This window comes from Paraburkholderia sp. FW306-02-B (assembly GCF_058782725.1).
Map to the genome: position 1 here is coordinate 4,299,840 of NZ_JBYSXZ010000001.1, position 24,585 is coordinate 4,324,424.

The window sequence follows — 24,585 nt, forward strand, 5'->3', positions numbered from 1 at the left end:
TCTCTCCGTAGTCCGATTAGTTGCGGTCGAGGTCGATGTCGATACCGAGCGAGCGGATTTCCTTCACGAGCACGTTGAAGGATTCCGGCATGCCGGCGTCGATCACGTGATCGCCCTTGACCAGGTTCTCATACACCTTGGTCCGGCCGGTCACGTCGTCCGACTTCACCGTCAGCATTTCTTGCAGCACGTACGATGCGCCGTACGCTTCGAGCGCCCACACTTCCATTTCACCGAAACGCTGGCCACCGAACTGCGCCTTACCGCCCAACGGCTGCTGCGTCACGAGCGAGTACGGGCCCGTGGAACGCGCGTGCATCTTGTCGTCGACCAAGTGGTGCAGTTTCAGGTAATGCATGTAGCCGACCGTCACCGTACGTTCGAACATCTCACCCGTGCGGCCGTCGTACAGACGCACCTGGTTCTTCGACGGCGTCATGCCGAGCTGCTTCGCGATGTCGTCCGGGAATGCCAGATCCAGCGCGCGCGACATTTCTTCTTCCGTCGCACCGTCGAACACCGGCGTAGCGAACGGCACGCCTTCGCGCAGGTTCTTCGCCAACTCGACGATTTCGTCGTCAGTGAAGCTGTCCAGCTCTTCAGCGCGGCCCGACTCGTTGTAGATCTTGGTCAGGAATTCGCGCAGTTCAGCGATCTTCGCCTGACGTTGCAGCATTTCGCCGATACGCCAGCCGAGACCCTTCGCGGCCCAGCCCAGATGCACTTCGAGAACCTGACCCACGTTCATCCGCGACGGCACGCCGAGCGGATTGAGCACGACGTCAGCAGGACGGCCATCGGCCATGTACGGCATGTCTTCGATCGGAACGATCTTCGACACCACACCCTTGTTACCGTGACGGCCGGCCATCTTGTCGCCAGGCTGCAAACGGCGCTTGACTGCCAGATACACCTTGACCATCTTCAGCACGCCCGGCGGCAGTTCGTCGCCTTGCGTGAGCTTCTTGCGCTTTTCTTCGAACGCGAGATCGAACTGGTGACGCTTCTGTTCGATCGAGTCCTTGATCGCTTCGAGCTGTGCCGCTGCTTCCTCGTCCGCGAGGCGGATGTCGAACCAGTGGTAATGGTCGAGATCTTCCAGGTAAGCCTGTTCGATCTTCGTACCCTTCGCGAGCTTCTTCGGACCGCCGTTCGCGACCTTGCCGGTCAGCATACGTGCGAGACGCTGGAATGCATCGCCTTCCACGATACGCAGCTGGTCGTTCAGGTCGAGGCGATAACGCTTCAGTTCATCATCGATGATCTGTTGCGCACGCTTGTCGCGCTGAATACCTTCACGCGTGAACACTTGAACGTCGATGACCGTGCCGCTCATGCCCGACGGCACGCGCAGCGACGTGTCCTTCACGTCCGAAGCCTTCTCGCCGAAGATCGCGCGCAGGAGCTTTTCTTCCGGCGTCAGCTGGGTTTCGCCCTTCGGCGTCACCTTACCGACCAGTACGTCGCCTGCTTCGACTTCAGCGCCGATGTAGACGATGCCCGACTCGTCGAGACGGCCGAGTTGCACTTCAGCCAGGTTCGAGATGTCGCGCGTGATTTCTTCCGGTCCGAGCTTCGTATCGCGAGCAACGACGTTCAGTTCTTCGATGTGGATCGACGTGTAACGGTCATCAGCAACCACCTTCTCCGAGATCAAAATCGAGTCTTCGAAGTTGTAGCCGTTCCACGGCATGAACGCGACCAGCATGTTCTGGCCGAGAGCCAGTTCGCCGAGGTCGGTCGATGCGCCGTCAGCCAGCACGTCGCCACGCGACACGATATCGCCGACCTTCACGATCGGGCGCTGGTTGATGTTCGTGTTCTGGTTCGAACGCGTGTACTTGATCAGGTTGTAGATGTCCACGCCGACGTCGCCAGCAACGGCTTCATCGTCGTTCACGCGAATCACCATACGGCCAGCGTCGACGTAATCGACCACACCACCGCGGAATGCCTGAACCGTCGTACCCGAGTCGACTGCCACCGTGCGTTCGATACCCGTACCGACCACGGCCTTTTCAGGACGCAAACACGGCACAGCCTGACGCTGCATGTTCGAACCCATCAACGCGCGGTTCGCGTCATCGTGCTCGAGGAACGGAATCAGCGATGCAGCCACCGACACGATCTGCGACGGCGCCACGTCCATGTACTGGATGCGGTCCGGCGTGACCATCAGCGTTTCGCCTGCTTCACGCGACGACACCAGTTCGTCGGTCAGCGAGCCGTCAGCTGCCACAGCCGCGTTCGCCTGAGCGATCACGTAGCGGCCTTCTTCGATCGCCGACAGATAGTCGATCTGATCGGTCACCTTGCTGTCGACGACCTTGCGATACGGCGTTTCGAGGAAGCCGTATTCGTTCAGGTGCGCGTACAGTGCCAGCGAGTTGATCAGGCCGATGTTCGGACCTTCCGGCGTTTCAATCGGACACACACGGCCGTAGTGGGTCGGGTGCACGTCGCGAACTTCAAAGCCAGCGCGCTCACGCGTCAAACCGCCCGGGCCAAGTGCCGAAACACGGCGCTTGTGGGTGATTTCCGACAGCGGGTTCGTTTGGTCCATGAACTGCGACAACTGCGACGAACCGAAGAACTCGCGAATCGCCGACGAAATCGGCTTCGAGTTGATCAGGTCGTGCGGCATCAGGTTTTCGCTTTCGGCCTGGCCGAGGCGTTCCTTCACAGCACGCTCGACACGCACGAGACCTGCGCGGAACTGGTTTTCCGCCAGTTCGCCGACGCAACGCACACGACGATTGCCCAAGTGGTCGATATCGTCCACTTCGCCCTTGCCGTTGCGCAGTTCGACCAGGATCTTGATCGTTGCGAGGATGTCGTCGTCTTGCAGCGTCATCGGTCCGACGATTTCGTCGCGGCCCACGCGACGATTGAACTTCATACGACCCACCTTGGACAGGTCGTATGCGTCTTCGCTGTAGAACAGGCGGTTGAACAGCGCCTCGACCGCTTCTTCGGTCGGCGGTTCGCCCGGGCGCATCATGCGGTAGATCGCGATGCGTGCAGCCATGCGGTCCGCAGTTTCGTCGATGCGCAGCGTCGACGAAATGTACGGGCCTTGATCCAGATCGTTCGTGTAGAGCGTCTGGATATCTTTGATCTTCGACTCGCGGAGCTTTTCGAGGACGGTTTCGGTGATTTCGTCGTTCGCGTTAGCGATGACTTCACCGGTGTCGCCGTCAACGACGTTCTTCGCCAGCACGCGGCCGAGCAGATAGTCTTCCGGCACCGAAATGAATTTCGTCTTCGCGTTGTCGAGATCGCGAATGTGCTTGGCGTTGATCCGCTTGTCCTTCTGGACGATCACGTTGCCGTCGCGATCCGAAATGTCGAAACGTGCGACTTCGCCACGCAGACGCTCCGGAACGAATTCCATCTGTGCGCCTTCCGGCATCAGCGTGAAATTGTCGAACACGAAGAAGTTCGCGAGGATCTGTTCCGGCGTCAGGCCGATCGCCTTCAGCAGGATCGTGACCGGCATCTTACGGCGACGGTCGACGCGGAAATACAGCACGTCCTTCGGATCGAATTCGAAATCGAGCCACGAACCGCGGTAAGGAATGATACGTGCCGAGAACAGGAGCTTGCCCGAGCTGTGCGTCTTGCCCTTGTCGTGTTCGAAGAACACGCCCGGCGAACGGTGCAGCTGCGAAACGATCACGCGCTCCGTGCCGTTGATGACGAACGAACCGGTCGGCGTCATGAGCGGAATTTCGCCCATGTACACTTCCTGTTCCTTCACTTCCTTGACGACCGGCTTGCTCGGCGATTCCTTGTCGAGCAGCACCAGGCGCACTTTCGCGCGCAGTGCGGAGCAGTACGTCAAACCGCGCTGCTGACATTCCTTGATGTTGAATGCCGGCGGCGACAGCATGTAGCTGACGAACTCCAGACGAGCGAAACCGTTATGCGAAACAATCGGGAAAACGGACGTGAATGCAGCTTGCAGGCCTTCCGGCTTGCGTTGCGTGGACGACGTGTCTGCTTGCAGAAACGTGCTGAATGATTCAAGCTGGGTAGCCAGCAGGAAAGGTACTTGGTGAACGATGGGGCGCTTCGCAAAACTCTTGCGAATACGCTTCTTCTCGGTGAAGGAATATTGCATACGATCTCCGAATCACGGCGGGCATTGTTGTCGAGGCAGGATACCTTGATGAGACAACCCGAGTGTTCACCGACTGAGACCCGATGGCCGTCCGATGGCTTGAACGAGCCTAGAAGCTTGGTGGTTGGCCGCTACCAACCGCTGGCTGACGGCAGCGGATGCCTGTGTTGCCCGCTACCCGACCAAACTTGCCTTCTGCAGTCGCTTCAGAAGACAAAGAGAAACGCCGGTCAATGTTGCCGAAAGGCGGTTTTCTTTGGCTTCTGAGGTCATGTTCTTGCCGAAACTACCCGGCAGAAACGTGATCTCCACAAAGCACAAAAAGGCCGGCGGTGGAAAACCGCCAGCCTTCGCACAACGCGCTGAAACTTACTTGATTTCAGCCTTCGCGCCGGCTTCTTCCAGCTTCTTCTTGGCTTCTTCAGCAGCAGCCTTCGGTACCGATTCCTTAACAGGCTTCGGTGCACCGTCGACCAGGTCCTTCGCTTCCTTCAGGCCAAGACCCGTCAGTTCGCGAACAGCCTTAATGACCGAAACCTTGTTCGCGCCGACTTCCGTCAGGTTGACCGTGAATTCGGTTTGCTCTTCAGCAGCAGCTGCAGCGCCGCCACCTGCCGGGCCTGCCACTGCAACAGCAGCTGCCGACACGCCAAACTTTTCTTCGAACGCCTTGACCAGCTCGTTCAGTTCCAGAACCGACATCGAGCTTACTGCCTCGAGGATGTCATCTTTTGCGATTGCCATTTGAAATACTCCTAAATTGAATTCGGATACAGTCAGCGATCAATCACGCTCGACTGAAGTGCGTTACGCAGCGGTTTCTTCGCCTTGTTTCTTTTCTGCCAGCGCGGCCAGAGCGCGCGCAAAGCCGGAAACAGGTGCTTGCATAACGTACAACAGCTTGGAGAGCAGTTCTTCGCGGCTCGGGATGTTTGCCAGCGTTTGCACGCCAGCCTTGTCCATCACCTTGCCTTCGTAGGAACCAGCCTTGATGATCAACTTGTCATTGCTCTTGCCGAAGTCGTTGACGACCTTAGCAGCAGCAATGGCATCTTCCGAGATGCCGTAGATCAGGGGACCGGTCATCTGCTCTGCCAAAGGAGCAAACGGGGTACCTTCGACAGCGCGACGCGCCAGCGTGTTTTTCAACACGCGAAGGTAAACCTGTTGCTCACGCGCTTTCGCGCGCAGCTTGGTCAGATCGCCAACCGTGATCCCACGATACTCAGCCAGAACCACGGTCTGGGCTTTCGCGACTTGCGCGGCAACCTCAGCGACGACGGCCTGCTTGCTTTCTTTGTTGAGTGGCACGGTTAACCTCCAGATTCGATACACGCAGCGTGCGCCTTGTGTACCGCGTTCAATAACGGCGTCCGACCAGTCAGGAGTATTTCGACCGCCCAACGCCCACATTGCTGCGGAGATCGAACGGTTTCATCACTACAAAACCTTTTCGGGTTCGCCATCTGCGTTGGCTTTGCATTAAGGGTTCGCCTACCTGCTGCGTTCCCGCCAACGGTCTTTGACAACCGGTCGCACGATGCAGACTGCCATCTTGCGACCGCCCAAAGCCCATAAAACCGCCTCGACTCACATCGAGGCGATGAAATTTCTTACTGTGCTGCGATCGATGCCTGGTCGACGCGAACGCCAACGCCCATCGTGCTCGACAGCGCAACCTTGCGCAGGTACACGCCCTTGCTCGTTGCCGGCTTCGCCTTTTGCAGCGCGTCGACGAGAGCGTTCAGGTTGCTACGCAGAGCCGTCGGCTCGAACGAAGCACGGCCGATGGTGGCGTGGATAATACCGGCCTTGTCGACACGGAATTGCACCTGACCAGCCTTGGCGTTCTTGACCGCGGTTGCGACATCCGGCGTAACCGTACCGACCTTCGGGTTCGGCATCAGGCCGCGCGGGCCGAGGATCTGACCCAGCGTACCGACGACGCGCATCGTATCCGGCGAAGCGATCACGATGTCGAAGTTCAGATTGCCGGCCTTGACTTGTTCAGCCAGGTCTTCCATACCGACGATTTCGGCGCCAGCTGCACGAGCTTGCTCAGCCTTTTCGCCTTGCGCAAACACGGCCACGCGAACCGACTTACCGGTACCAGCCGGCAGCACGACCGAGCCACGAACCACTTGGTCCGACTTCTTCGCATCGATGCCGAGTTGCACTGCGACGTCGATCGACTCGTCGAACTTCGCGCTTGCGCACTCTTTCACGATCGACAGAGCTTCGTCGATCGCGTACAGCTTTTGACGATCGACCTTGGCTGCAAATGCCTGCAGACGCTTTGAAAGCTTAGCCATTTACACGCCCTCCACGGTGATGCCCATCGAGCGGGCGCTACCAGCGATCGTACGAACCGCTGCATCCAGGTCAGCTGCCGTCAGATCGGGCATCTTGGCCTTAGCGATGTCTTCAGCTTGAGCGCGCGTGATCTTGCCGACCTTGTCGGTATGCGGCTTGCTCGAACCCTTGTCGATCTTCGCTGCCTTCTTGATCAGAACCGTAGCCGGCGGCGTCTTCAGAACGAACGTGAAGCTCTTGTCCGCGAACGCGGTGATCACGACGGGAATCGGCAGACCCGGTTCCATTGCCTGAGTCTGCGCGTTGAACGCCTTGCAGAACTCCATGATGTTCAGGCCGCGTTGGCCCAGTGCCGGACCGACCGGCGGCGACGGGTTGGCTTTACCTGCAGGAATCTGCAGCTTGATAAAGCCGATGATTTTCTTTGCCATTTTGAAAACCTCTTAGGAACGCCGCCGTAGTACAAGCGGACATTCAGTGAGTAGTAGCGCGCGTTCGCCGAAAAACTGACTACTTACGCTCCTCAACGGCCATTGCGCGGACCGTAAGCGCGAAATACGGGACGCACCGATTGGTGCGTCCCGTAGAATTCTGGATTACAGCTTTTCGACCTGGCCGAATTCCAGTTCGACCGGCGTTGCGCGGCCGAAGATTGTAACGGAAACACGGACGCGCGACTTTTCGTAGTTCACTTCCTCGACGCTGCCGTTGAAATCCGTGAACGGACCGTCCTTCACCCGCACCATCTCGCCTACTTCGAACAGGGTCTTCGGACGTGGCTTCTCCACGCCTTCCTGCATTTGCGACATGATCTTCTCGACTTCCCGCGGGGAAATCGGGCTCGGGCGATTACGCGCACCGCCAACGAAGCCCGTCACCTTTGCCGTGTTTTTCACGAGGTGCCACGTTTCGTCGGTCATTTCCATTTCCACGAGCACATAGCCCGGGAAGAAACGACGCTCGGTCACCGACTTGTGACCGCCTTTCACCTCAACCACTTCTTCAGTCGGAACGAGGATTTGACCAAACTGGTCTTGCATGCCAGCACGTTCGATACGCTCCTGAAGCGCGCGTTGCACGCTCTTCTCCATGCCGGAGTAGGCGTGCACGACGTACCAACGTTTGCCGCTCGGGGATGCCGGAGTATCGCTCATATCATTTCCAACCCAGAATCACCGAGAAAATCGCCCATTCGATGGATTTATCGCTAACCCAAAGAAAGATCGCCATGACGAACACGAAGCCGAACACCACCAGCGTTGTCTGAGTGGCCTCTTTGCGAGTCGGCCAGACAACCTTACGGACTTCTTTATACGAGTCTTTGGCGAAAGCGATGAAACCCTTGCCAGGCGCGGAGAGAAGACCGACTGCAACACCCGCGATCGCGCCAACAGCCAAGGCGGCTCCGCGGACGTACCATTCCTGGCCACTGAGCCAGAAGAATCCCACGAACCCGGCCAAGACCAAGAATACGCCCGCGACGAGCATCAGCTTGTCGCCGGATGTATTTACAGTTTCGACGGAAGGATTCGCCATAACACCTTAACGAAGCGCCACATACGGCGCGAGAGTTGGCAGGGGCAGAGGGAATCGAACCCCCAACCTTCGGTTTTGGAGACCGACGCTCTGCCAGTTGAGCTATACCCCTAAACCATTTTGGGGTTGACGACACCGCCAACCCCGAAACTACCGATTAACGAGAACTATCTGGCGTTACTCGAGAATCTTGGCAACGACACCTGCGCCGACGGTACGGCCGCCTTCGCGGATTGCGAAACGCAGACCTTCTTCCATCGCGATCGGGTTGATCAGCTTCACCGTAATCGACACGTTGTCGCCCGGCATGACCATTTCCTTGTCCTTCGGCAACTCGATCGAGCCCGTCACGTCCGTCGTACGGAAGTAGAACTGCGGACGATAGTTGTTGAAGAACGGCGTGTGGCGGCCGCCTTCGTCCTTGCTCAGCACATACACTTCGGCCGTGAAGTGCGTGTGCGGGTTGATCGAACCCGGCTTGGCCAGAACCTGGCCACGCTCCACGTCTTCACGCTTCGTGCCGCGCAGCAGGATACCAACGTTGTCGCCCGCCTGACCCTGGTCGAGCAGCTTGCGGAACATTTCCACGCCCGTGCAGGTCGTCTTCACCGTCGGCTTGATACCGACAATTTCGATTTCCTCGCCGACCTTCACGACGCCGCGCTCAACGCGACCCGTCACCACCGTGCCACGACCCGAGATCGAGAACACATCTTCCACCGGCATCAGGAACGCACCGTCAACTGCGCGCTCCGGCGTCGGGATGTACGTGTCCAGCGCGTCGGCCAGGTTCATGATCGCCACTTCGCCCAGCTCGCCCGTGTCGCCTTCCAGCGCCAGCTTGGCCGAACCCTTGATGATCGGCGTATCGTCGCCCGGGAAGTCGTACTTCGACAGAAGTTCGCGAACTTCCATTTCGACCAGTTCCAGCAGCTCAGCGTCGTCCACCATGTCGCACTTGTTCAGGAACACGATGATGTACGGAACGCCAACCTGACGCGCCAGCAGGATGTGCTCACGCGTTTGCGGCATCGGGCCGTCTGCTGCCGAGCACACCAGGATCGCGCCGTCCATCTGCGCTGCGCCCGTGATCATGTTCTTCACATAGTCAGCGTGGCCCGGGCAGTCGACGTGTGCGTAGTGGCGGTTAGCCGTTTCGTACTCGACGTGTGCCGTGTTGATCGTGATACCACGTGCCTTTTCTTCCGGCGCCGCGTCGATCTGGTCGTATGCCTTCGCTTCGCCGCCAAACTTCTTGGTCAGCACCGTCGTGATCGCTGCCGTCAGCGTGGTCTTGCCGTGGTCAACGTGACCGATCGTGCCGACGTTCACGTGCGGCTTGGTCCGCTCAAACTTACCCTTGGCCATTTTCGACTCCTAAGAGGATTTATCCGTACGTTGCGCCGCGCGCAAACAATCACCGAGTACTTCTGGTGCCCATGGGCAGGATCGAACTGCCGACCTCTCCCTTACCAAGGGAGTGCTCTACCACTGAGCCACATGGGCGCTACTTCTGTGTTGCTGGAGCGGGTGAAGGGAATCGAACCCTCGTCGTAAGCTTGGAAGGCTTCTGCTCTACCATTGAGCTACACCCGCAAGGATCCATGGATTCCCGACTACTGCCACAGCTTGCATTCTGGTGGAGGAGGTTGGATTCGAACCAACGTAGGCGTAAGCCAACAGATTTACAGTCTGCCCCCTTTAGCCACTCGGGCACCCCTCCGCAGAGAACTGATGATTATGAGGGAACAACCGCTTGTTGTCAAGGCTTGCTTGACTGCCCCAAACTCATAGCTCTCACTTATATAGTGATTCTGACGCCGCCGTAAACGCAGAAACCCCACCGTTGCGGGGTGGGGTTTCTGTTGCTGCATGGGAGCCTGACGATTACCTACTTTCACACGGGAATCCGCACTATCATCGGCGTGGAGTCGTTTCACGGTCCTGTTCGGGATGGGAAGGGGTGGGACCGACTCGCTATGGTCATCAGGCATGACTTGTTGCCGTGCTGTTCTTTGGGAACAGCACAACCAATCGGGAAGAAGTAGTTTCTGGTGATGCTCACCAGAGGGAGTTGTGTTGTTTCCGGCACAACATCGATCTCAACCTGTGTGTTCTGCTACCCCATCTGGGGGTTCACACGCATCCCCGTCGGGGATCGGACCAGCGTAAGGGCTTTGCATGGGCCCGGAGCAAGTGCTAAAGCACTCACCTCCGGCCGACAGCTAAAGCGCTAACGCTGGTCGAGACACACCTGTTATAGGATCAAGCCTTACGGGCAATTAGTATCAGTTAGCTTAACGCATTACTGCGCTTCCACACCTGACCTATCAACGTCCTGGTCTTGAACGACCCTTCAAGGGGCTCGAAGCCCCGGGGATATCTCATCTTAAGGCGAGTTTCCCGCTTAGATGCTTTCAGCGGTTATCTCTTCCGAACATAGCTACCCGGCGATGCCACTGGCGTGACAACCGGTACACCAGAGGTTCGTCCACTCCGGTCCTCTCGTACTAGGAGCAGCCCCCTTCAAATATCCAGCGCCCACGGCAGATAGGGACCAAACTGTCTCACGACGTTTTAAACCCAGCTCACGTACCTCTTTAAATGGCGAACAGCCATACCCTTGGGACCGGCTACAGCCCCAGGATGAGATGAGCCGACATCGAGGTGCCAAACACCGCCGTCGATATGAACTCTTGGGCGGTATCAGCCTGTTATCCCCAGAGTACCTTTTATCCGTTGAGCGATGGCCCTTCCATACAGAACCACCGGATCACTATGACCTGCTTTCGCACCTGCTCGACTTGTCGGTCTCGCAGTTAAGCACGCTTATGCCATTGCACTATCAGCACGATTTCCGACCGTACCTAGCGTACCTTCGTACTCCTCCGTTACACTTTGGGAGGAGACCGCCCCAGTCAAACTGCCTACCATGCACTGTCCCCAGTCCGGATCACGGACCAAGGTTAGAACCTCAAACAAACCAGGGTGGTATTTCAAGGACGGCTCCACGGAAACTGGCGTTCCCGCTTCATAGCCTCCCACCTATCCTACACAGATCGGTTCAAAGTCCAATGCAAAGCTACAGTAAAGGTTCATGGGGTCTTTCCTGTCAGCTGTGGGGAGATTGCATCAGTCTAGCCGCGGGAGATTGCATCATCACAAACACTTCAACTTCGCTGAGTCTCGGGAGGAGACAGTGTGGCCATCGTTACGCCATTCGTGCAGGTCGGAACTTACCCGACAAGGAATTTCGCTACCTTAGGACCGTTATAGTTACGGCCGCCGTTTACCGGGACTTCAATCAAGAGCTTGCACCCCATCATTTAATCTTCCGGCACCGGGCAGGCGTCACACCCTATACGTCCACTTTCGTGTTTGCAGAGTGCTGTGTTTTTATTAAACAGTCGCAGCCACCAGTTTATTGCAACCCCTTCACCCTCCTGGCGCAGGCCAGTCAGGCTACAGGGGCGTACCTTATCCCGAAGTTACGGTACCAATTTGCCGAGTTCCTTCTCCCGAGTTCTCTCAAGCGCCTTAGAATACTCATCTCGCCCACCTGTGTCGGTTTGCGGTACGGTCCTGTTAAACTGAAGCTTAGAGGCTTTTCTTGGAACCACTTCCGATTGCTTCTTCACCGAAGTGAATGGCCTCGCACCCTTGAATTCCGCGCCCGGATTTGCCTGAGCGCCTTCTCCAATGCAAGGACCGGGACTTCCAACACCCGGACAACCTTCCGCGATCCGTCCCCCCATCGCATTTAACAATGGTGCAGGAATATTAACCTGCTTCCCATCAGCTACGCATTTCTGCCTCGCCTTAGGGGCCGACTCACCCTACGCCGATGAACGTTGCGTAGGAAACCTTGGGCTTACGGCGAGGGGGCCTTTCACCCCCTTTATCGCTACTCATGTCAGCATTCGCACTTCCGATACCTCCAGCGCACTTTTCAATGCACCTTCGCAGGCTTACGGAACGCTCTCCTACCATGCACATTACTGTGCATCCGCAGCTTCGGTATATTGCTTAGCCCCGTTACATCTTCCGCGCAGGACGACTCGATCAGTGAGCTATTACGCTTTCTTTAAAGGATGGCTGCTTCTAAGCCAACCTCCTGACTGTTTTAGCCTTCCCACTTCGTTTCCCACTTAGCAATATTTGGGGACCTTAGCTGGCGGTCTGGGTTGTTTCCCTCTTGACACCGGACGTTAGCACCCGATGTCTGTCTCCCGTGATTGCACTCTTCGGTATTCGGAGTTTGCTATGGCGTAGTAATCCGCAATGGACCCCACAACCATGACAGTGCTCTACCCCCGAAGGTGATACACGAGGCACTACCTAAATAGTTTTCGGAGAGAACCAGCTATTTCCAGGTTTGTTTAGCCTTTCACCCCTATCCACAGCTCATCCCCTAACTTTTCAACGTTAGTGGGTTCGGACCTCCAGTACGTGTTACCGCACCTTCATCCTGGCCATGGATAGATCACCTGGTTTCGGGTCTACACCCAGCGACTGAATCGCCCTGTTCGGACTCGCTTTCGCTACGCCTGCCCTAATCGGTTAAGCTTGCCACTGAATGTAAGTCGCTGACCCATTATACAAAAGGTACGCCGTCACCCCTTCGCAGAGGCTCCGACTGTTTGTATGCATGCGGTTTCAGGATCTATTTCACTCCCCTCCCGGGGTTCTTTTCGCCTTTCCCTCACGGTACTGGTTCACTATCGGTCGATCACGAGTATTTAGCCTTGGAGGATGGTCCCCCCATCTTCAGACAGGATTTCACGTGTCCCGCCCTACTTGTCGTACACCCAGTTCTTCCATTCTGTTTTCGTCTACAGGGCTATCACCTGCTATGGCAGCACTTTCCAGAGCCTTCGACTAACAGTACGGATAAAGAGTACAGGCTGGTCCCATTTCGCTCGCCACTACTCTGGGAATCTCGGTTGATTTCTTTTCCTGCGGTTACTTAGATGTTTCAGTTCACCGCGTTCGCTTCACGTAGCCTATGTATTCAGCTACGGATGACCCATACGGGCCGGGTTTCCCCATTCGGATATCGGTGGATCAAAGCTCGTTTGCCAGCTCCCCACCGCTTTTCGCAGGCTACCGCGTCCTTCATCGCCTGTGATCGCCAAGGCATCCACCACATGCACTTGTTCGCTTGACCCTATAACGGGTGTGTCTCTGTCGACCAGAGTTGGCGCTTTAGCGCTTACTCTGGTCCCATCCCCGAAGGGGACAGGTTCCCGAAGGACTGACCAATTCACAATCGCTACAGGTTGAGTATTCGTGTTGCGCCGTATTCCAAGAGCAATCTTTCGATCTCTCTTTTCATACATTGATACAATCACAACCCTGATTCACCTACTCAGCACCCATCTCTAAGTGCCTTTCGTGAATCTCTTTACTACTTCTTCCTGATTGTTAAAGAACGACAGCCGATATCGCAGTTGCTATAACCACGTATCACTCTGACTGGCTCAATCGCCAATGCGAAACGCTCTGTGCTTTTAAACACAGAACCCTGCGCATTGAAGATTGGTGGAGGATGACGGGATCGAACCGACGACCCCCTGCTTGCAAAGCAGGTGCTCTCCCAGCTGAGCTAATCCCCCAGTCATGCACAGATAATCACCCTACTTCGGGGTTCATCGATTAGCGCAGCCATCGCAGACAAGACAATGGTGGGTCTGGATGGATTCGAACCATCGACCCCCGCCTTATCAAGACGGTGCTCTAACCGACTGAGCTACAGACCCCTCAGTCTGTCTGACTTACTGTCCTAATTCACAGCCGATAAGCGTGAGCGCTCAACGTTTGACACGTTAGCTCGAGAAAGGAGGTGATCCAGCCGCACCTTCCGATACGGCTACCTTGTTACGACTTCACCCCAGTCATGAATCCTACCGTGGTGACCGTCCTCCTTGCGGTTAGACTAGCCACTTCTGGTAAAACCCACTCCCATGGTGTGACGGGCGGTGTGTACAAGACCCGGGAACGTATTCACCGCGGCATGCTGATCCGCGATTACTAGCGATTCCAGCTTCACGCACTCGAGTTGCAGAGTGCGATCCGGACTACGATCGGTTTTCTGGGATTGGCTCCCCCTCGCGGGTTGGCGACCCTCTGTTCCGACCATTGTATGACGTGTGAAGCCCTACCCATAAGGGCCATGAGGACTTGACGTCATCCCCACCTTCCTCCGGTTTGTCACCGGCAGTCTCCCTAGAGTGCTCTTGCGTAGCAACTAGGGACAAGGGTTGCGCTCGTTGCGGGACTTAACCCAACATCTCACGACACGAGCTGACGACAGCCATGCAGCACCTGTGTTATGGCTCCCTTTCGGGCACCCCGACCTCTCGGCCAGGTTCCATACATGTCAAGGGTAGGTAAGGTTTTTCGCGTTGCATCGAATTAATCCACATCATCCACCGCTTGTGCGGGTCCCCGTCAATTCCTTTGAGTTTTAATCTTGCGACCGTACTCCCCAGGCGGTCAACTTCACGCGTTAGCTACGTTACCAAGTCAATGAAGACCCGACAACTAGTTGACATCGTTTAGGGCGTGGACTACCAGGGTATCTAATCCTGTTTGCTCCCCACGCTTTCGTGCATGAGCGTCAGTATTGGCCCAGGGGGCTGCCTTCGCCATCGGTATTCCTCCACATCTCTACGCATTTCACTGCTACACGTGGAATTCTACCCCCTCTGCCATACTCTAGCCCGCCAGTCACAAATGCAGTTCCCAGGTTAAGCCCGGGGATTTCACATCTGTCTTAGCGAACCGCCTGCGCACGCTTTACGCCCAGTAATTCCGATTAACGCTTGCACCCTACGTATTACCGCGGCTGCTGGCACGTAGTTAGCCGGTGCTTATTCTTCCGGTACCGTCATCCCCCCGCCGTATTAGGGCAGAAGTTTTCTTTCCGGACAAAAGTGCTTTACAACCCGAAGGCCTTCTTCACACACGCGGCATTGCTGGATCAGGGTTGCCCCCATTGTCCAAAATTCCCCACTGCTGCCTCCCGTAGGAGTCTGGGCCGTGTCTCAGTCCCAGTGTGGCTGGTCGTCCTCTCAGACCAGCTACAGATCGTCGCCTTGGTAGGCCTTTACCCCACCAACTAGCTAATCTGCCATCGGCCGCCCCTGTAGCGGGAGGTCCGAAGATCCCCCCTTTCCTCCGTAGAGCGTATGCGGTATTAATCCGGCTTTCGCCGGGCTATCCCCCACTACAGGACACGTTCCGATGTATTACTCACCCGTTCGCCACTCGCCACCAGGATTGCTCCCGTGCTGCCGTTCGACTTGCATGTGTAAGGCATGCCGCCAGCGTTCAATCTGAGCCAGGATCAAACTCTTCAGTTCAAACCTGTTACTGTTTTTCGGTTCTCGCAGTTGCCTGCTTATGAACCGGTCGCTCACTCAACGTACTGACGAATGATCAACCTGCCGGCGTGAATCCACCCCAGCAGGAAAACCTTCCTTTAATACTAGTGTGAGACTTGATACTTTCGCTTATGCCGGACCCCGAAAGACCCGGCGCGCGTCGCGCATCAAGCGCCCACACTTATCGGCTGTTAATTTTTAAAGATCGATTACGCATTCACCACCGTCACAGCACCGCGCGTCGTCAACCTCACAACCACCCGGCACCGCTTCGTTCTGCGTCGCTGCATCAGCAGCAGAGAAACGAGATTATGAAGACTCTTTTTCGTTTCGTCAACAACTTTTTTCCGCTTTCGCTTAAAACCTTGTTGGCGCTACGGCCGCTGGCTTCTGCAGCGGCGCTCGTTCGCAAACGAGGAGGCGAATATTAGGCGAACATCAGCAATGTGACAAGGGTTTGACCAAGATATTTTTTTGACGAGTCATTTCCGGGTTGAATTCGCCACGGCGTCCAGCGGGACCGCCTGAGCCATTGCTGCGTAGCCTGCGTCGCTGGGATGGATGTGGTCGCCGCTATCGTAGGCTCGTTGCAGACGTTCCGGCTGTGCCGGGTCGCGCAGCGCGGCGTCGAAATCCACCACGCCGTCGAACGCGCGGCTGGTTCGGATCCATTGGTTGACAGCAAGCCGAATACTTTCGCGCGGCGCCGGCAAGGATGCCGGCGTTAGCGTCGCGCCGAATACTTTCACGCCGCGTTGCCGTGCGGCAGCGACCACCCTTTGATAGCCGGCAATCAGATCAGCGGCCGTCACTGAGGTATGCGGGAAATCGCAGTCGAGACCACTGTGAGCAGGCATCTCTGCAAAGTTGATGTCGTTGATGCCGATCAGCAGAATCGCCGTCTTGACGCCCGGGTGTTCGAACACGTCGCGATCGAAGCGCTTGACGAGCGCGTCGCCGTAGCAAGGGGAGTCGCTAAGCAAACGGTTGCCGCTGATACCGAGATTGACGATCGCAGTCGACCGATCGCCGGTACTGGCGACCCGGCGTGCCAGCGCGTCCGGCCAGCGACGATTCTGATTGAGGCTGGAGCGCATACCGTCGGTGATCGAATCGCCGATCGCCGCAACAGTAGCCGATGCAGGCGCCTCCACCGACAAGCCGGTCACCCACACGTAGTGCGTAAAACGGCCACGAAATGAATCGGCGGAAGGGTCGGCGGTGTGATTGCCCGGGGCAGAAACGTAATTCACCTGGCTCGATACCCTATGCCACGCCGCGATTCGCTGCTCCGGCCCCATGAACGCGCTGATCGCGTATGGCGCGCCTTCAGCGATGTCGATCACCACCGGATCGCTATCCAGCTCGGCGCCGGCCGGGATACTCACGGCCGTCCTGCCGCCAAATGTCACGCGCGCGTCACCATTGCCTTGCGCCGCTGCACCGCCGGCCGAGCGCGCAATCCGTAGATCGTCGATGACCAGCGGCGTCTTACCGTACTCGTTGCTGAGATGGATTCGTGCGGATTTTCCCGACAGCGTCGGGTAGACGATCTGGCGAACCGTACGCCCTGCCACCTCCGGAGCCCAGTACAACGGCGGTAAATCCGCTCGCTGGGGAATGGGTTGCAGCGCCGTCGCCCAAGTGGTGACCCAGTGCGCAGGGGCGTCGGCGGCGAAAGCAGTCGGGGAAACGGCAAATTGAGACAGCAGCGCCGCGCCACATGCGGCGGCCAGGATGCGAATGGTCATTCGGGTGGTCGGTTCGAGGCGAAACGTGCATTGTGCCCGATCGCCCCGGCCACCGCGGTCGCCCCGCCCCACTCACACGGCGGTCTGCGCCCCGGTCATCTTCAGCGCCAATGCTTCTGCCACCTCGATCCCGTCGATCGCTGCCGAGTAGATCCCGCCGGCATACCCTGCTCCCTCGCCGGCCGGATACAGCCCCTCGACATTCATACTCTGATAATCGTCCCGGCGACGCACCCGAATCGGCGATGACGTTCTCGTCTCAACGCCCGTGAGCACGGCATCATGCATCGCAAATCCGGCAATCTTCTTGTCCATCTGCGGCAGCGCTTCACGAATCGCTTCGATCACGTAATCGGGCAGCGCGGTGCTGAGATCGGTCGGATGTACGCCAGGCTTGTATGACGGCACCACCGAACCCAGCGACGTGGACGGCCGGCCAGCAATAAAGTCGCCGACCAGTTGACCCGGCGCCTGATAATTCCCACCGCCCAGCTCGAACGCCCGCTCTTCCCACTTGCGCTGAAAGGCGATGCCAGCGAGTGGGCCGCCCGGATAATCGTCCGGCGTAATGCCGACGACAATCCCCGCGTTTGCATTGCGCTCCGCCCGTGAGTACTGGCTCATGCCATTAGTGACCACGCGGCCAGGCTCGGAAGTTGCCGCCACTACGGTGCCGCCTGGACACATACAGAAGCTGTAGACCGCTCGCCCGTTGCTACAGTGATGCACCACCTTATAGTCGGCGGCGCCCAGCTGCTTGTGGCCCGCGAACTTGCCAAAACGGCTGCGATCGATCAAACCCTGCGGATGCTCGATCCGGAAACCAAGCGAAAACGGCTTCGCTTCAAGATAGACGCCGCGATCGTGCAGCATCTGGAAGGTGTCCCGCGCGCTATGGCCGACCGCCAGCACCACGTGATCGCAGCGCAAGGTTTCGCCGGTCGACAACTTCAGCCCGCGCACTTTGCCCTGATCGATCTCGATATCGTCGACCCGCGTCTCGAATCGAACCTCGCCGCCGAGTTCATGAATGGTCGCGCGCATCTTTTCGACCATGCTGACGAGCCGGAAGGTGCCGATATGCGGGCGGCTCAGATAAAGGATGTCCTCCGGCGCGCCTGCCCTGACGAATTCATCGAGCACCTTGCGGCCGTAATGCTTCGGGTCCTTGATCTGGCTATAAAGCTTGCCGTCCGAAAACGTACCCGCGCCGCCTTCGCCGAACTGCACATTGGATTCGGGATTCAGTACCGATTTGCGCCACAGGCCGAAAGTATCCTTGGTGCGCTCGCGCACCGCCTTGCCGCGCTCCAGGATGATCGGCCGGAAGCCCATTTGCGCGAGGATCAGGCCAGCAAACAGGCCACACGGGCCCATGCCGATCACGACCGGGCGCGGCGTGGTCAATTGTGTCGGCGCTTTGGCGACGAAATGGTACGTCATATCCGGCGTCACGCCACAGTGCGGGACGGCGGTGAGCCGCTTCAGTGCGGCCGCCTCATCTTTCACCTCGACATCGACGATATACGTCAGCTTGATGTCGGCGCGCTTGCGCGCATCGTGCGCACGGCGAAACACGGTGTATCGGAGGAGGCCGTCCGCAGCCACACCGAGTTCTGCGAGGCGCGCGAGGATCGCTGCTTCGAGATCGCTTTCGGGATGGTCGAGCGGGAGTTTGATTTCGCTTAGACGTAGCATGAGTACCGGGGGATGCAGGAAGGCCGCAAATCGCGGCCAATTCATAATTTTATAGGTTATGCGTCGGCGCGGGGCGGCGGCCGTCGCGAAACGCGTCGTGCGCGGCGCCAGTAGCCCTCTATCGAGACACTCACTTCATCCTAAAAAATTTATTAACCGACCGGTCGGTTGATTTATACTGCGCAGACACAGACAACTTCCGCTGAGAGCGTCCCTATGTACACGCAATCCCTGGATATCCCCGGCAACGTCGCCCCGCTCGATGCGGGTGCGAGTGCGCCCGAGCAGGCTCAATTCGATGCGGTCATGGCCGCCGACGGCAAGATTGAGCCGCAGGACTGGATGCCTGAGGCCTACCGCAAAACGCTGGTGCGGCAAATCTCGCAGCACGCGCATTCGGAGATCGTCGGCATGCTGCCGGAAGGCAACTGGATCACGCGCGCGCCCAGCCTGAAGCGTAAGGCGATCCTGCTCGCCAAAGTGCAGGACGAAGCCGGCCACGGCCTATATCTATATAGCGCGGCCGAAACGCTCGGCGTGTCGCGCGACCAGCTGATCGCCGCACTGCACTCGGGCAAAGCCAAATATTCGAGCATCTTCAATTACCCAACGCCCACGTGGGCAGACGTCGGCGTGATCGGCTGGCTGGTCGACGGCGCGGCAATCATGAACCAGATTCCGCTGTGCCGCTGCACCTACGGCCCCTACGCTCGCGCGATGATCCGCATCTGCAAGGAAGAGTCGTTCCATCAGCGCCAGGGTTTCGACGCGCTGATATCGATGATGAGCGGCACCGAAGCACAACGCGAATTGGTCCAGCAGGCCGTGAACCGCTGGTGGTGGCCGGTGCTGATGATGTTCGGCCCGAGCGACAAAGACTCGATCCATAGCAATCAGTCGTCGCAATGGGGCATCAAGCGCATTTCCAACGACGATCTGCGCCAGAAATTCGTCGACGCCACCGTCGACCAGGCCAAGGTGCTCGGCGTCACGCTGCCGGACCCGGACCTGAAGTGGAACGAAGCACGCGGCCATTACGACTATGGCGACATCGACTGGGAAGAATTCTGGCGCGTCGTGAATGGCGACGGCCCATGTAATCGCGAACGCCTCGCCACCCGCGTGAAAGCACACGACGACGGCGCCTGGGTGCGCGAAGCCGCCCTCGCCCACGCCGAAAAGCAGCGCCAGCGTGCGCAGCAGCACGCCGCCTGAACCGGGCGACAAACCAGGCAAAGAATCAGGAGATCAGCATGAACAAGGAATGGCCGATTTGGGAAGTCTTCGTGCGCAGCAAGCAGGGACTCGACCACAAGCATTGCGGCAGTCTGCACGCCGCCGACGCGCCGATGGCGCTGCGCATGGCGCGCGACGTCTACACGCGCCGCCAGGAAGGCGTGAGCATCTGGGTGGTGCCATCGTCGGCGATTACGGCTTCCGCGCCCGAAGACAAGGCGGAGCTGTTTGAACCGGCTGGCGACAAGATTTACCGCCACCCGACGTTCTACACGCTCCCCGACGAAGTCAACCATATGTAAGCGCGGACATGAACATCACGCCCCAACATCTGTCATACGTGCTGCGCCTCGCGGATACCGCGCTGGTCCTCGGTCAGCGCAATTCCGAATGGTGCGGCCACGGCCCGATCCTCGAAGAAGACATCGCGCTGTCGAACATGAGCCTCGATCTGATCGGCCAGGCGCGCCTGCTGTACACGCACGCCGCCTCGCTGGAACAGCAGCTCACGGGTAACAGCCGCACCGAAGACGACTACGCGTACTTCCGCGCCGAACGCGAGTTCGCCAACTACACGCTGGCCGAGTTGCCGCATTACGGCCCGCTCGCCGGCACCGCGCAAGCGGAGAAGGACTACGCGGTCACGATCGTGCGCAATTTTCTGTACTCGACGCTGATGGCACATCTGTGGACGGCGCTCACCACGTCGACGGACGAGCAGCTCGCGGCGATCGCGTCGAAATCGATCAAGGAAACCAGCTATCACGTGCATCACGCCGGCGAATGGCTGATCCGTTTCGGCGACGGCACCGACGAATCGCATCGCCGCGCACAAGCCGCGCTCGATTATCTGCTGCCGTACACGCGTGAGTTCTTCAGCGCGGACGCCGTGGAGGAGACCATCGCCGCCGCCGGGATCGGCCCGCGAACGTCGGAACTCGAGGCGGCATGGCTCGACGACGTGCGCGCCACGCTCGAGGAAGCCACGCTGACGCTGCCCGAAGCGGTGAAGCACGTCACGACCGGCAAGCACGGCGAGCATTCAGAGCACATGGGCTTCGTGCTGGCCGAAATGCAGAGCCTCGCGCGCCAGCATCCCGGCGCCACCTGGTAAGCGCTTCAACGGAACCTGACGATGACGACCTCGACTGCCATATTCACCGCCGACGCCGCGCTTGAACGCGCATGGGCCGTGCTCGAAACGGTGCCTGATCCGGAAATCCCGGTGGTGTCGATTCGTGAGCTCGGCATTCTGCGCGACGTGCGCCGTGCCACCGACGGCGCGCTGGAAGTCGTCATCACACCGACCTACTCCGGCTGCCCGGCCATGTCGCAGATCGCGGAAGACGTCGCCCATGCGCTCGAAGTGGCGGAGCTCAAGCCCTACCGGATCACCACCGTGCTCGCGCCGGCATGGACCACCGACTGGATGACCGCGGACGCGCGCGAAAAGCTGCGCGCCTACGGTATCGCTCCGCCTACCGGCAACTGCGGCAGCACCGCGCCGTCCCGGGAAAACGTGGTTCGCTTCATGCCGCGCGCCCTACCGGCGCCCTGCTGCCCGCGTTGCGGCTCGGCCCATACCGAACGCCTCGCGCAATTCGGCTCGACGGCCTGCAAGGCGTTGTACCGCTGCCTCGACTGCCGCGAACCCTTCGACTACTTCAAACCATACTGATATGGCTACCCCGCAATTTCACCCGCTGCGTATCCGCGAAGTGCGGCCCGAAACCGCCGACGCGGTTTCGGTCGCTTTCGAAGTTCCTGTCGAACTGCGCGATCAATACCGCTTCACGCAGGGCCAGTTCGTCACGCTGAAAACGCACATCGACGGCGAGGAAATGCGCCGTTCGTATTCGATCTGCGTCGGCGTCACCGATTACGATCGGGACGGCGAACTGCGCATCGGCATCAAGCGCGTGCGCGGCGGGCGTTTCTCGAACTTCGCATTCGACACGCTGCAACCCGGCCACACGATCGACGTTATGACGCCGGACGGCCGTTTTTTCACGCATCTGAACGCGGACCAGGGCCAGCAGTACATCGCGTTTTCCGGCGGCTCGGGCATCACGCCGGTGCTCGCGATCATCAAGACGACCCTGGAGATCGAGCCGCGCAGCACGTTCACGCTGGTGTACGGCAACCGTAGCGTCGATCAGATCATGTTCGCGGAAGAGCTTGAAGATCTGAAGAATCGCTTCATGAACCGCTTCGTGCTTTATCACGTGCTGTCCGACGACCTGCAGGACGTCGAGTTGTTTAACGGCGTGCTCGATCAGGAAAAATGCGCGGCCTTCATCGAGAACCTGTTGCCGGCGGATGCGATCGACGAAGCCTTCATCTGTGGCCCCGCCCCGATGATGGACGCCGCCGAAGCCGCATTGAAAGCCGCCGGTGTGCCGCCTGAGAAGGTGCACGTCGAACGCTTCGGCTCGCCGCTGCCGCAAGCCGGCGTGCCGCCAGTCGAAATCACCGACGACACCCCCGCCGCGGACCTCGAAATCGTCCTCGACGGCAAGAAGCGCAAACTGCGTCTGCCGTATCAGGGCGTGAGCGTGCTCGACGTCGGCTTGCGCGCCGGCCTCGCGTTGCCTTACGCATGCAAGGGCGGAGTCTGCTGCACTTGCCGCGCAAAAGTGCTGGAGGGCGAGGTCAAGATGGAAAAGAACTACACGTTGGAAGAACACGAAATTCGCGACGGTTTTGTGCTCACCTGCCAATGCCATCCGATCAGCGATCGCGTCGTGGTGAGCTACGACGAGCGTTAAATTGGGACACAGCGCGGCTGACATGTGACGGCCGTAGTGCTTTCAGCAGGTCCGCGATCCGCTTACACTAGGGACCGCTCATTGATCGGACAATCGTCCGCATCGACGAGCGGCCCCTTTTTGTTATTTGCCAGTCCGAGCCACAGCCGATGAGCACGATCCACCTCACCAACGGCGATGTTGCCGCCGAGTCACTGCGCACCGCGCTGCACGAGACGGGCCGCGACGAACGCGTGCACGCGCTGCGTGACGATCTGGCAGTCGGCCCGCTACGCGGCGTCGACGACGCGCCTGACGTGCGGGCAGACTTCTGGGATCGCGTCAGCGCCGACACGAAGCGTGATTTCCTTCAAGAATTCCGCGAGCAGACGGCCGCGCTGGAAACGATCGCGGGCGGCGACGCGAATCTGGTGGTCTGGCACGGCGAAAGCGCGTCCGATCAACTGATGCTGCGCCGCGTCTGCTATCACTTGCGTAACAGCCCGCAGCGGGTCAACGACGTGCGCCTGTCGATTCACGACCTCACCGATCCGGGCGCGTGGGCGCACAGCCGGAGGGACCGCGCGACGTCCGTCGGCATGTTCCCGCCGACCGTACTGCAAGCCCGTCTGTTGGACGCCGCGCCGATCTCGGTGCTACGGATCAGCCGGCTCGCGCTCGAATGGCAGGAAGTCAAACAGGCGAACGGCGAGACGCGGCGCTGGCGCGACAACACGTTCACGAGCGGCAGCTTCGCTGACCTCGACGCGCTGATTCTTGAGCACGCGAGCGACGCCTGGCAGCCGGCCGCACGAATTGCCGCCGAATTGATGACCGCCGAACTCTGGTTCCTGGTCAGCGACAGCATTGTGCTGTGGCGCTTGCGCGAACTGGCCGCGAGCAGGCGCATCAAGCTGCGCGGCGACGCGACCGCGTGGCGCACGCTGGAGCTGTGCGCCGCTCTGACTCCCTGTCCACACTAATAAAATCAACGACTATGGCCCGCACCCGAGCCCCCGACCACGAAACCCAGCGCGACCAGATTCTCGAATTAGCCGCAGCGAAATTCGCCCAAACCAGCTATCCGAGCACGTCGATGGCCGATCTCGCCGCCGCGAGCGGCACTTCGAAAGCGCGCCTGTACCACTACTACGCCAGCAAGGAAGCGATCCTGTTCGATCTGCTGGACCGTTACACGAAGCGGCTGATGCTGATCATCGCCGAGGTAGAAGGCGCGAGCCAACGCCGTGGATTGACGGAACGGGAAACGTTCGCCGAATTGATCCGCGCGTTTCTGTCGGAGTACGAGACGTCGCACAGCCGGCACGTCGCTCTCCTGAATGACGTGAAATATCTGGTCGACACCCAGCGCGAGGTCATTTTGAACCGCCAGCGCGACGTGGTCGCGGCTTTCGCGCGGCAACTGGCGCGCGCCTATCCGGAGCGCGCAACGCGCGAAAACCAGACCGCCCTCACGATGATGGTGTTCGGCATGATCAACTGGACCTTCACCTGGCTCAAGCCAGACGGGCGGATGGGCTATCGGGAATTTGCCGAGCAGGTGGTCGGCATGGTGGACCACGGATTGAGCGCAGCGCAGGCGTGATTGCGCACGGCAACAATGTTGCGACGAAATAGTCGCCGATACGCGACACTTTGCCACGAACGCTCGTTCAATTAATTTTTCCTTGAAAATCAATTACCTAAAAATAGGGAGCAAACTTTTTAGGCAATCCGCTCAAATTTTGATACGGGTTTTCCCTAGTGTGCGATATGCGTTTCCGCTAAAATCGCTT

Annotated in this window: 17 protein-coding genes, 6 tRNA genes and 3 rRNA genes; 7 read left to right on the top strand and 19 right to left on the bottom strand. The window is 58.7% G+C overall.

What is annotated here, in order from left to right; all coding sequences use genetic code 11:
• Positions 1-16: 16 nt before the first annotated feature.
• The 19 genes from rpoB to AC3WOG_RS19415 form a co-directional block, all read right to left on the bottom strand.
• Positions 17-4,123, bottom strand: coding sequence for a DNA-directed RNA polymerase subunit beta (rpoB, locus tag AC3WOG_RS19325; RefSeq protein WP_410838305.1), 4,107 nt, complete (start codon positions 4,121-4,123; stop codon positions 17-19).
• A gap of 369 nt (positions 4,124-4,492) precedes the next feature.
• Positions 4,493-4,867 carry a 50S ribosomal protein L7/L12 gene (rplL, locus tag AC3WOG_RS19330; RefSeq protein WP_054043372.1) on the bottom strand — a complete coding sequence of 125 codons (375 nt, stop codon included), beginning with the start codon at positions 4,865-4,867 and terminating at the stop codon, positions 4,493-4,495.
• Positions 4,868-4,930: 63 nt separating this feature from the next.
• A complete protein-coding gene (gene rplJ, locus AC3WOG_RS19335) occupies positions 4,931-5,434 on the bottom strand; it encodes a 50S ribosomal protein L10 (RefSeq protein ID WP_492579423.1) in 504 nt (167 codons plus the stop codon).
• Positions 5,435-5,736: 302 nt separating this feature from the next.
• Entirely contained in the window at positions 5,737-6,435 is a 699-nt protein-coding gene (rplA, locus tag AC3WOG_RS19340) for a 50S ribosomal protein L1 (protein WP_410838303.1), read from the bottom strand.
• A complete protein-coding gene (rplK, locus tag AC3WOG_RS19345; protein WP_111932936.1) occupies positions 6,436-6,867 on the bottom strand; it encodes a 50S ribosomal protein L11 in 432 nt (143 codons plus the stop codon).
• Between the two features lie 165 nt (positions 6,868-7,032).
• Complete coding sequence (gene nusG, locus AC3WOG_RS19350; RefSeq protein ID WP_007180147.1) at positions 7,033-7,590, bottom strand: transcription termination/antitermination protein NusG; 558 nt, start codon at positions 7,588-7,590, stop codon at positions 7,033-7,035.
• A gap of 1 nt (position 7,591) precedes the next feature.
• Complete coding sequence (gene secE / locus AC3WOG_RS19355; protein WP_492579424.1) at positions 7,592-7,972, bottom strand: preprotein translocase subunit SecE; 381 nt, start codon at positions 7,970-7,972, stop codon at positions 7,592-7,594.
• Between the two features lie 36 nt (positions 7,973-8,008).
• A tRNA-Trp gene (locus AC3WOG_RS19360) sits at positions 8,009-8,084 on the bottom strand.
• Positions 8,085-8,149: 65 nt separating this feature from the next.
• Positions 8,150-9,340: an elongation factor Tu gene (gene tuf / locus AC3WOG_RS19365; protein WP_063497539.1), complete on the bottom strand. Its 1,191-nt coding sequence runs from the start codon at positions 9,338-9,340 to the stop codon at positions 8,150-8,152.
• 63 nt (positions 9,341-9,403) lie between these two features.
• A tRNA-Thr gene (locus AC3WOG_RS19370) sits at positions 9,404-9,478 on the bottom strand.
• A gap of 16 nt (positions 9,479-9,494) precedes the next feature.
• Positions 9,495-9,568 (bottom strand) — tRNA-Gly (locus tag AC3WOG_RS19375).
• Between the two features lie 41 nt (positions 9,569-9,609).
• Positions 9,610-9,695 (bottom strand) — tRNA-Tyr (locus AC3WOG_RS19380).
• 155 nt (positions 9,696-9,850) lie between these two features.
• Positions 9,851-9,963: ribosomal RNA gene (rrf, locus tag AC3WOG_RS19385) — 5S ribosomal RNA — on the bottom strand.
• A gap of 270 nt (positions 9,964-10,233) precedes the next feature.
• Positions 10,234-13,139: ribosomal RNA gene (locus AC3WOG_RS19390) — 23S ribosomal RNA — on the bottom strand.
• Positions 13,140-13,511: 372 nt separating this feature from the next.
• Positions 13,512-13,587 (bottom strand) — tRNA-Ala (locus AC3WOG_RS19395).
• A 67-nt stretch (positions 13,588-13,654) separates the two neighbouring features.
• Positions 13,655-13,731, bottom strand: a tRNA-Ile gene (locus tag AC3WOG_RS19400).
• A gap of 76 nt (positions 13,732-13,807) precedes the next feature.
• Positions 13,808-15,336 (bottom strand): 16S ribosomal RNA (locus tag AC3WOG_RS19405).
• Together the 16S, 23S and 5S rRNA genes with 5 tRNA genes alongside form the textbook arrangement of a ribosomal RNA operon.
• Before the next feature lie 503 nt (positions 15,337-15,839).
• On the bottom strand, positions 15,840-17,108 hold the full coding sequence (locus AC3WOG_RS19410) for an SGNH/GDSL hydrolase family protein (protein WP_492579425.1): 1,269 nt from the start codon (positions 17,106-17,108) through the stop codon (positions 15,840-15,842).
• A gap of 72 nt (positions 17,109-17,180) precedes the next feature.
• Positions 17,181-18,806 (bottom strand): NAD(P)/FAD-dependent oxidoreductase, encoded by a 1,626-nt coding sequence (locus AC3WOG_RS19415; protein WP_492579426.1) that lies wholly within the window; start codon positions 18,804-18,806, stop codon positions 17,181-17,183.
• Positions 18,807-19,022: 216 nt separating this feature from the next.
• Between AC3WOG_RS19415 and paaA the strand changes: the two genes are divergently transcribed.
• From paaA to AC3WOG_RS19450, 7 genes are all read left to right on the top strand, one after another.
• On the top strand, positions 19,023-20,021 hold the full coding sequence (gene paaA, locus AC3WOG_RS19420) for a 1,2-phenylacetyl-CoA epoxidase subunit PaaA (RefSeq protein ID WP_492579427.1): 999 nt from the start codon (positions 19,023-19,025) through the stop codon (positions 20,019-20,021).
• 38 nt (positions 20,022-20,059) lie between these two features.
• Positions 20,060-20,344 carry a 1,2-phenylacetyl-CoA epoxidase subunit PaaB gene (gene paaB / locus AC3WOG_RS19425; RefSeq protein WP_007179854.1) on the top strand — a complete coding sequence of 95 codons (285 nt, stop codon included), beginning with the start codon at positions 20,060-20,062 and terminating at the stop codon, positions 20,342-20,344.
• A gap of 8 nt (positions 20,345-20,352) precedes the next feature.
• Entirely contained in the window at positions 20,353-21,156 is an 804-nt protein-coding gene (gene paaC / locus AC3WOG_RS19430; protein ID WP_492579428.1) for a 1,2-phenylacetyl-CoA epoxidase subunit PaaC, read from the top strand.
• Positions 21,157-21,177: 21 nt separating this feature from the next.
• Positions 21,178-21,720, top strand: a complete 543-nt coding sequence (paaD, locus tag AC3WOG_RS19435; RefSeq protein WP_492579429.1) for a 1,2-phenylacetyl-CoA epoxidase subunit PaaD — start codon at positions 21,178-21,180, stop codon at positions 21,718-21,720.
• Position 21,721: 1 nt separating this feature from the next.
• Positions 21,722-22,810: a 1,2-phenylacetyl-CoA epoxidase subunit PaaE gene (gene paaE / locus AC3WOG_RS19440; RefSeq protein WP_492579430.1), complete on the top strand. Its 1,089-nt coding sequence runs from the start codon at positions 21,722-21,724 to the stop codon at positions 22,808-22,810.
• Positions 22,811-22,959: 149 nt separating this feature from the next.
• On the top strand, positions 22,960-23,772 hold the full coding sequence (locus AC3WOG_RS19445) for a DUF1835 domain-containing protein (protein ID WP_492579431.1): 813 nt from the start codon (positions 22,960-22,962) through the stop codon (positions 23,770-23,772).
• A gap of 14 nt (positions 23,773-23,786) precedes the next feature.
• Positions 23,787-24,395: a TetR/AcrR family transcriptional regulator gene (locus AC3WOG_RS19450; RefSeq protein ID WP_492579432.1), complete on the top strand. Its 609-nt coding sequence runs from the start codon at positions 23,787-23,789 to the stop codon at positions 24,393-24,395.
• The last annotated feature ends 190 nt before the right edge of the window (positions 24,396-24,585 follow it).

Excerpts from the sequence above, each read along its gene's own strand:
- AC3WOG_RS19450 (WP_492579432.1), top strand. The coding sequence starts at position 23,787 with ATGGCCCGCACCCGAGCCCCCGACCACGAAACCCAGCGCGACCAGATT.
- paaB (WP_007179854.1), top strand. The coding sequence starts at position 20,060 with ATGAACAAGGAATGGCCGATTTGGGAAGTCTTCGTGCGCAGCAAGCAG.
- secE (WP_492579424.1), bottom strand. The coding sequence starts at position 7,972 with ATGGCGAATCCTTCCGTCGAAACTGTAAATACATCCGGCGACAAGCTG.
- AC3WOG_RS19410 (WP_492579425.1), bottom strand. The coding sequence starts at position 17,108 with ATGACCATTCGCATCCTGGCCGCCGCATGTGGCGCGGCGCTGCTGTCT.
- AC3WOG_RS19445 (WP_492579431.1), top strand. The coding sequence starts at position 22,960 with ATGAGCACGATCCACCTCACCAACGGCGATGTTGCCGCCGAGTCACTG.
- nusG (WP_007180147.1), bottom strand. The coding sequence starts at position 7,590 with ATGAGCGATACTCCGGCATCCCCGAGCGGCAAACGTTGGTACGTCGTG.
- AC3WOG_RS19415 (WP_492579426.1), bottom strand. The coding sequence starts at position 18,806 with ATGCTACGTCTAAGCGAAATCAAACTCCCGCTCGACCATCCCGAAAGC.
- paaC (WP_492579428.1), top strand. The coding sequence starts at position 20,353 with ATGAACATCACGCCCCAACATCTGTCATACGTGCTGCGCCTCGCGGAT.
- rplA (WP_410838303.1), bottom strand. The coding sequence starts at position 6,435 with ATGGCTAAGCTTTCAAAGCGTCTGCAGGCATTTGCAGCCAAGGTCGAT.
- rplL (WP_054043372.1), bottom strand. The coding sequence starts at position 4,867 with ATGGCAATCGCAAAAGATGACATCCTCGAGGCAGTAAGCTCGATGTCG.
- tuf (WP_063497539.1), bottom strand. The coding sequence starts at position 9,340 with ATGGCCAAGGGTAAGTTTGAGCGGACCAAGCCGCACGTGAACGTCGGC.
- paaA (WP_492579427.1), top strand. The coding sequence starts at position 19,023 with ATGTACACGCAATCCCTGGATATCCCCGGCAACGTCGCCCCGCTCGAT.
- rplK (WP_111932936.1), bottom strand. The coding sequence starts at position 6,867 with ATGGCAAAGAAAATCATCGGCTTTATCAAGCTGCAGATTCCTGCAGGT.
- paaE (WP_492579430.1), top strand. The coding sequence starts at position 21,722 with ATGGCTACCCCGCAATTTCACCCGCTGCGTATCCGCGAAGTGCGGCCC.
- rpoB (WP_410838305.1), bottom strand. The coding sequence starts at position 4,123 with ATGCAATATTCCTTCACCGAGAAGAAGCGTATTCGCAAGAGTTTTGCG.
- paaD (WP_492579429.1), top strand. The coding sequence starts at position 21,178 with ATGACGACCTCGACTGCCATATTCACCGCCGACGCCGCGCTTGAACGC.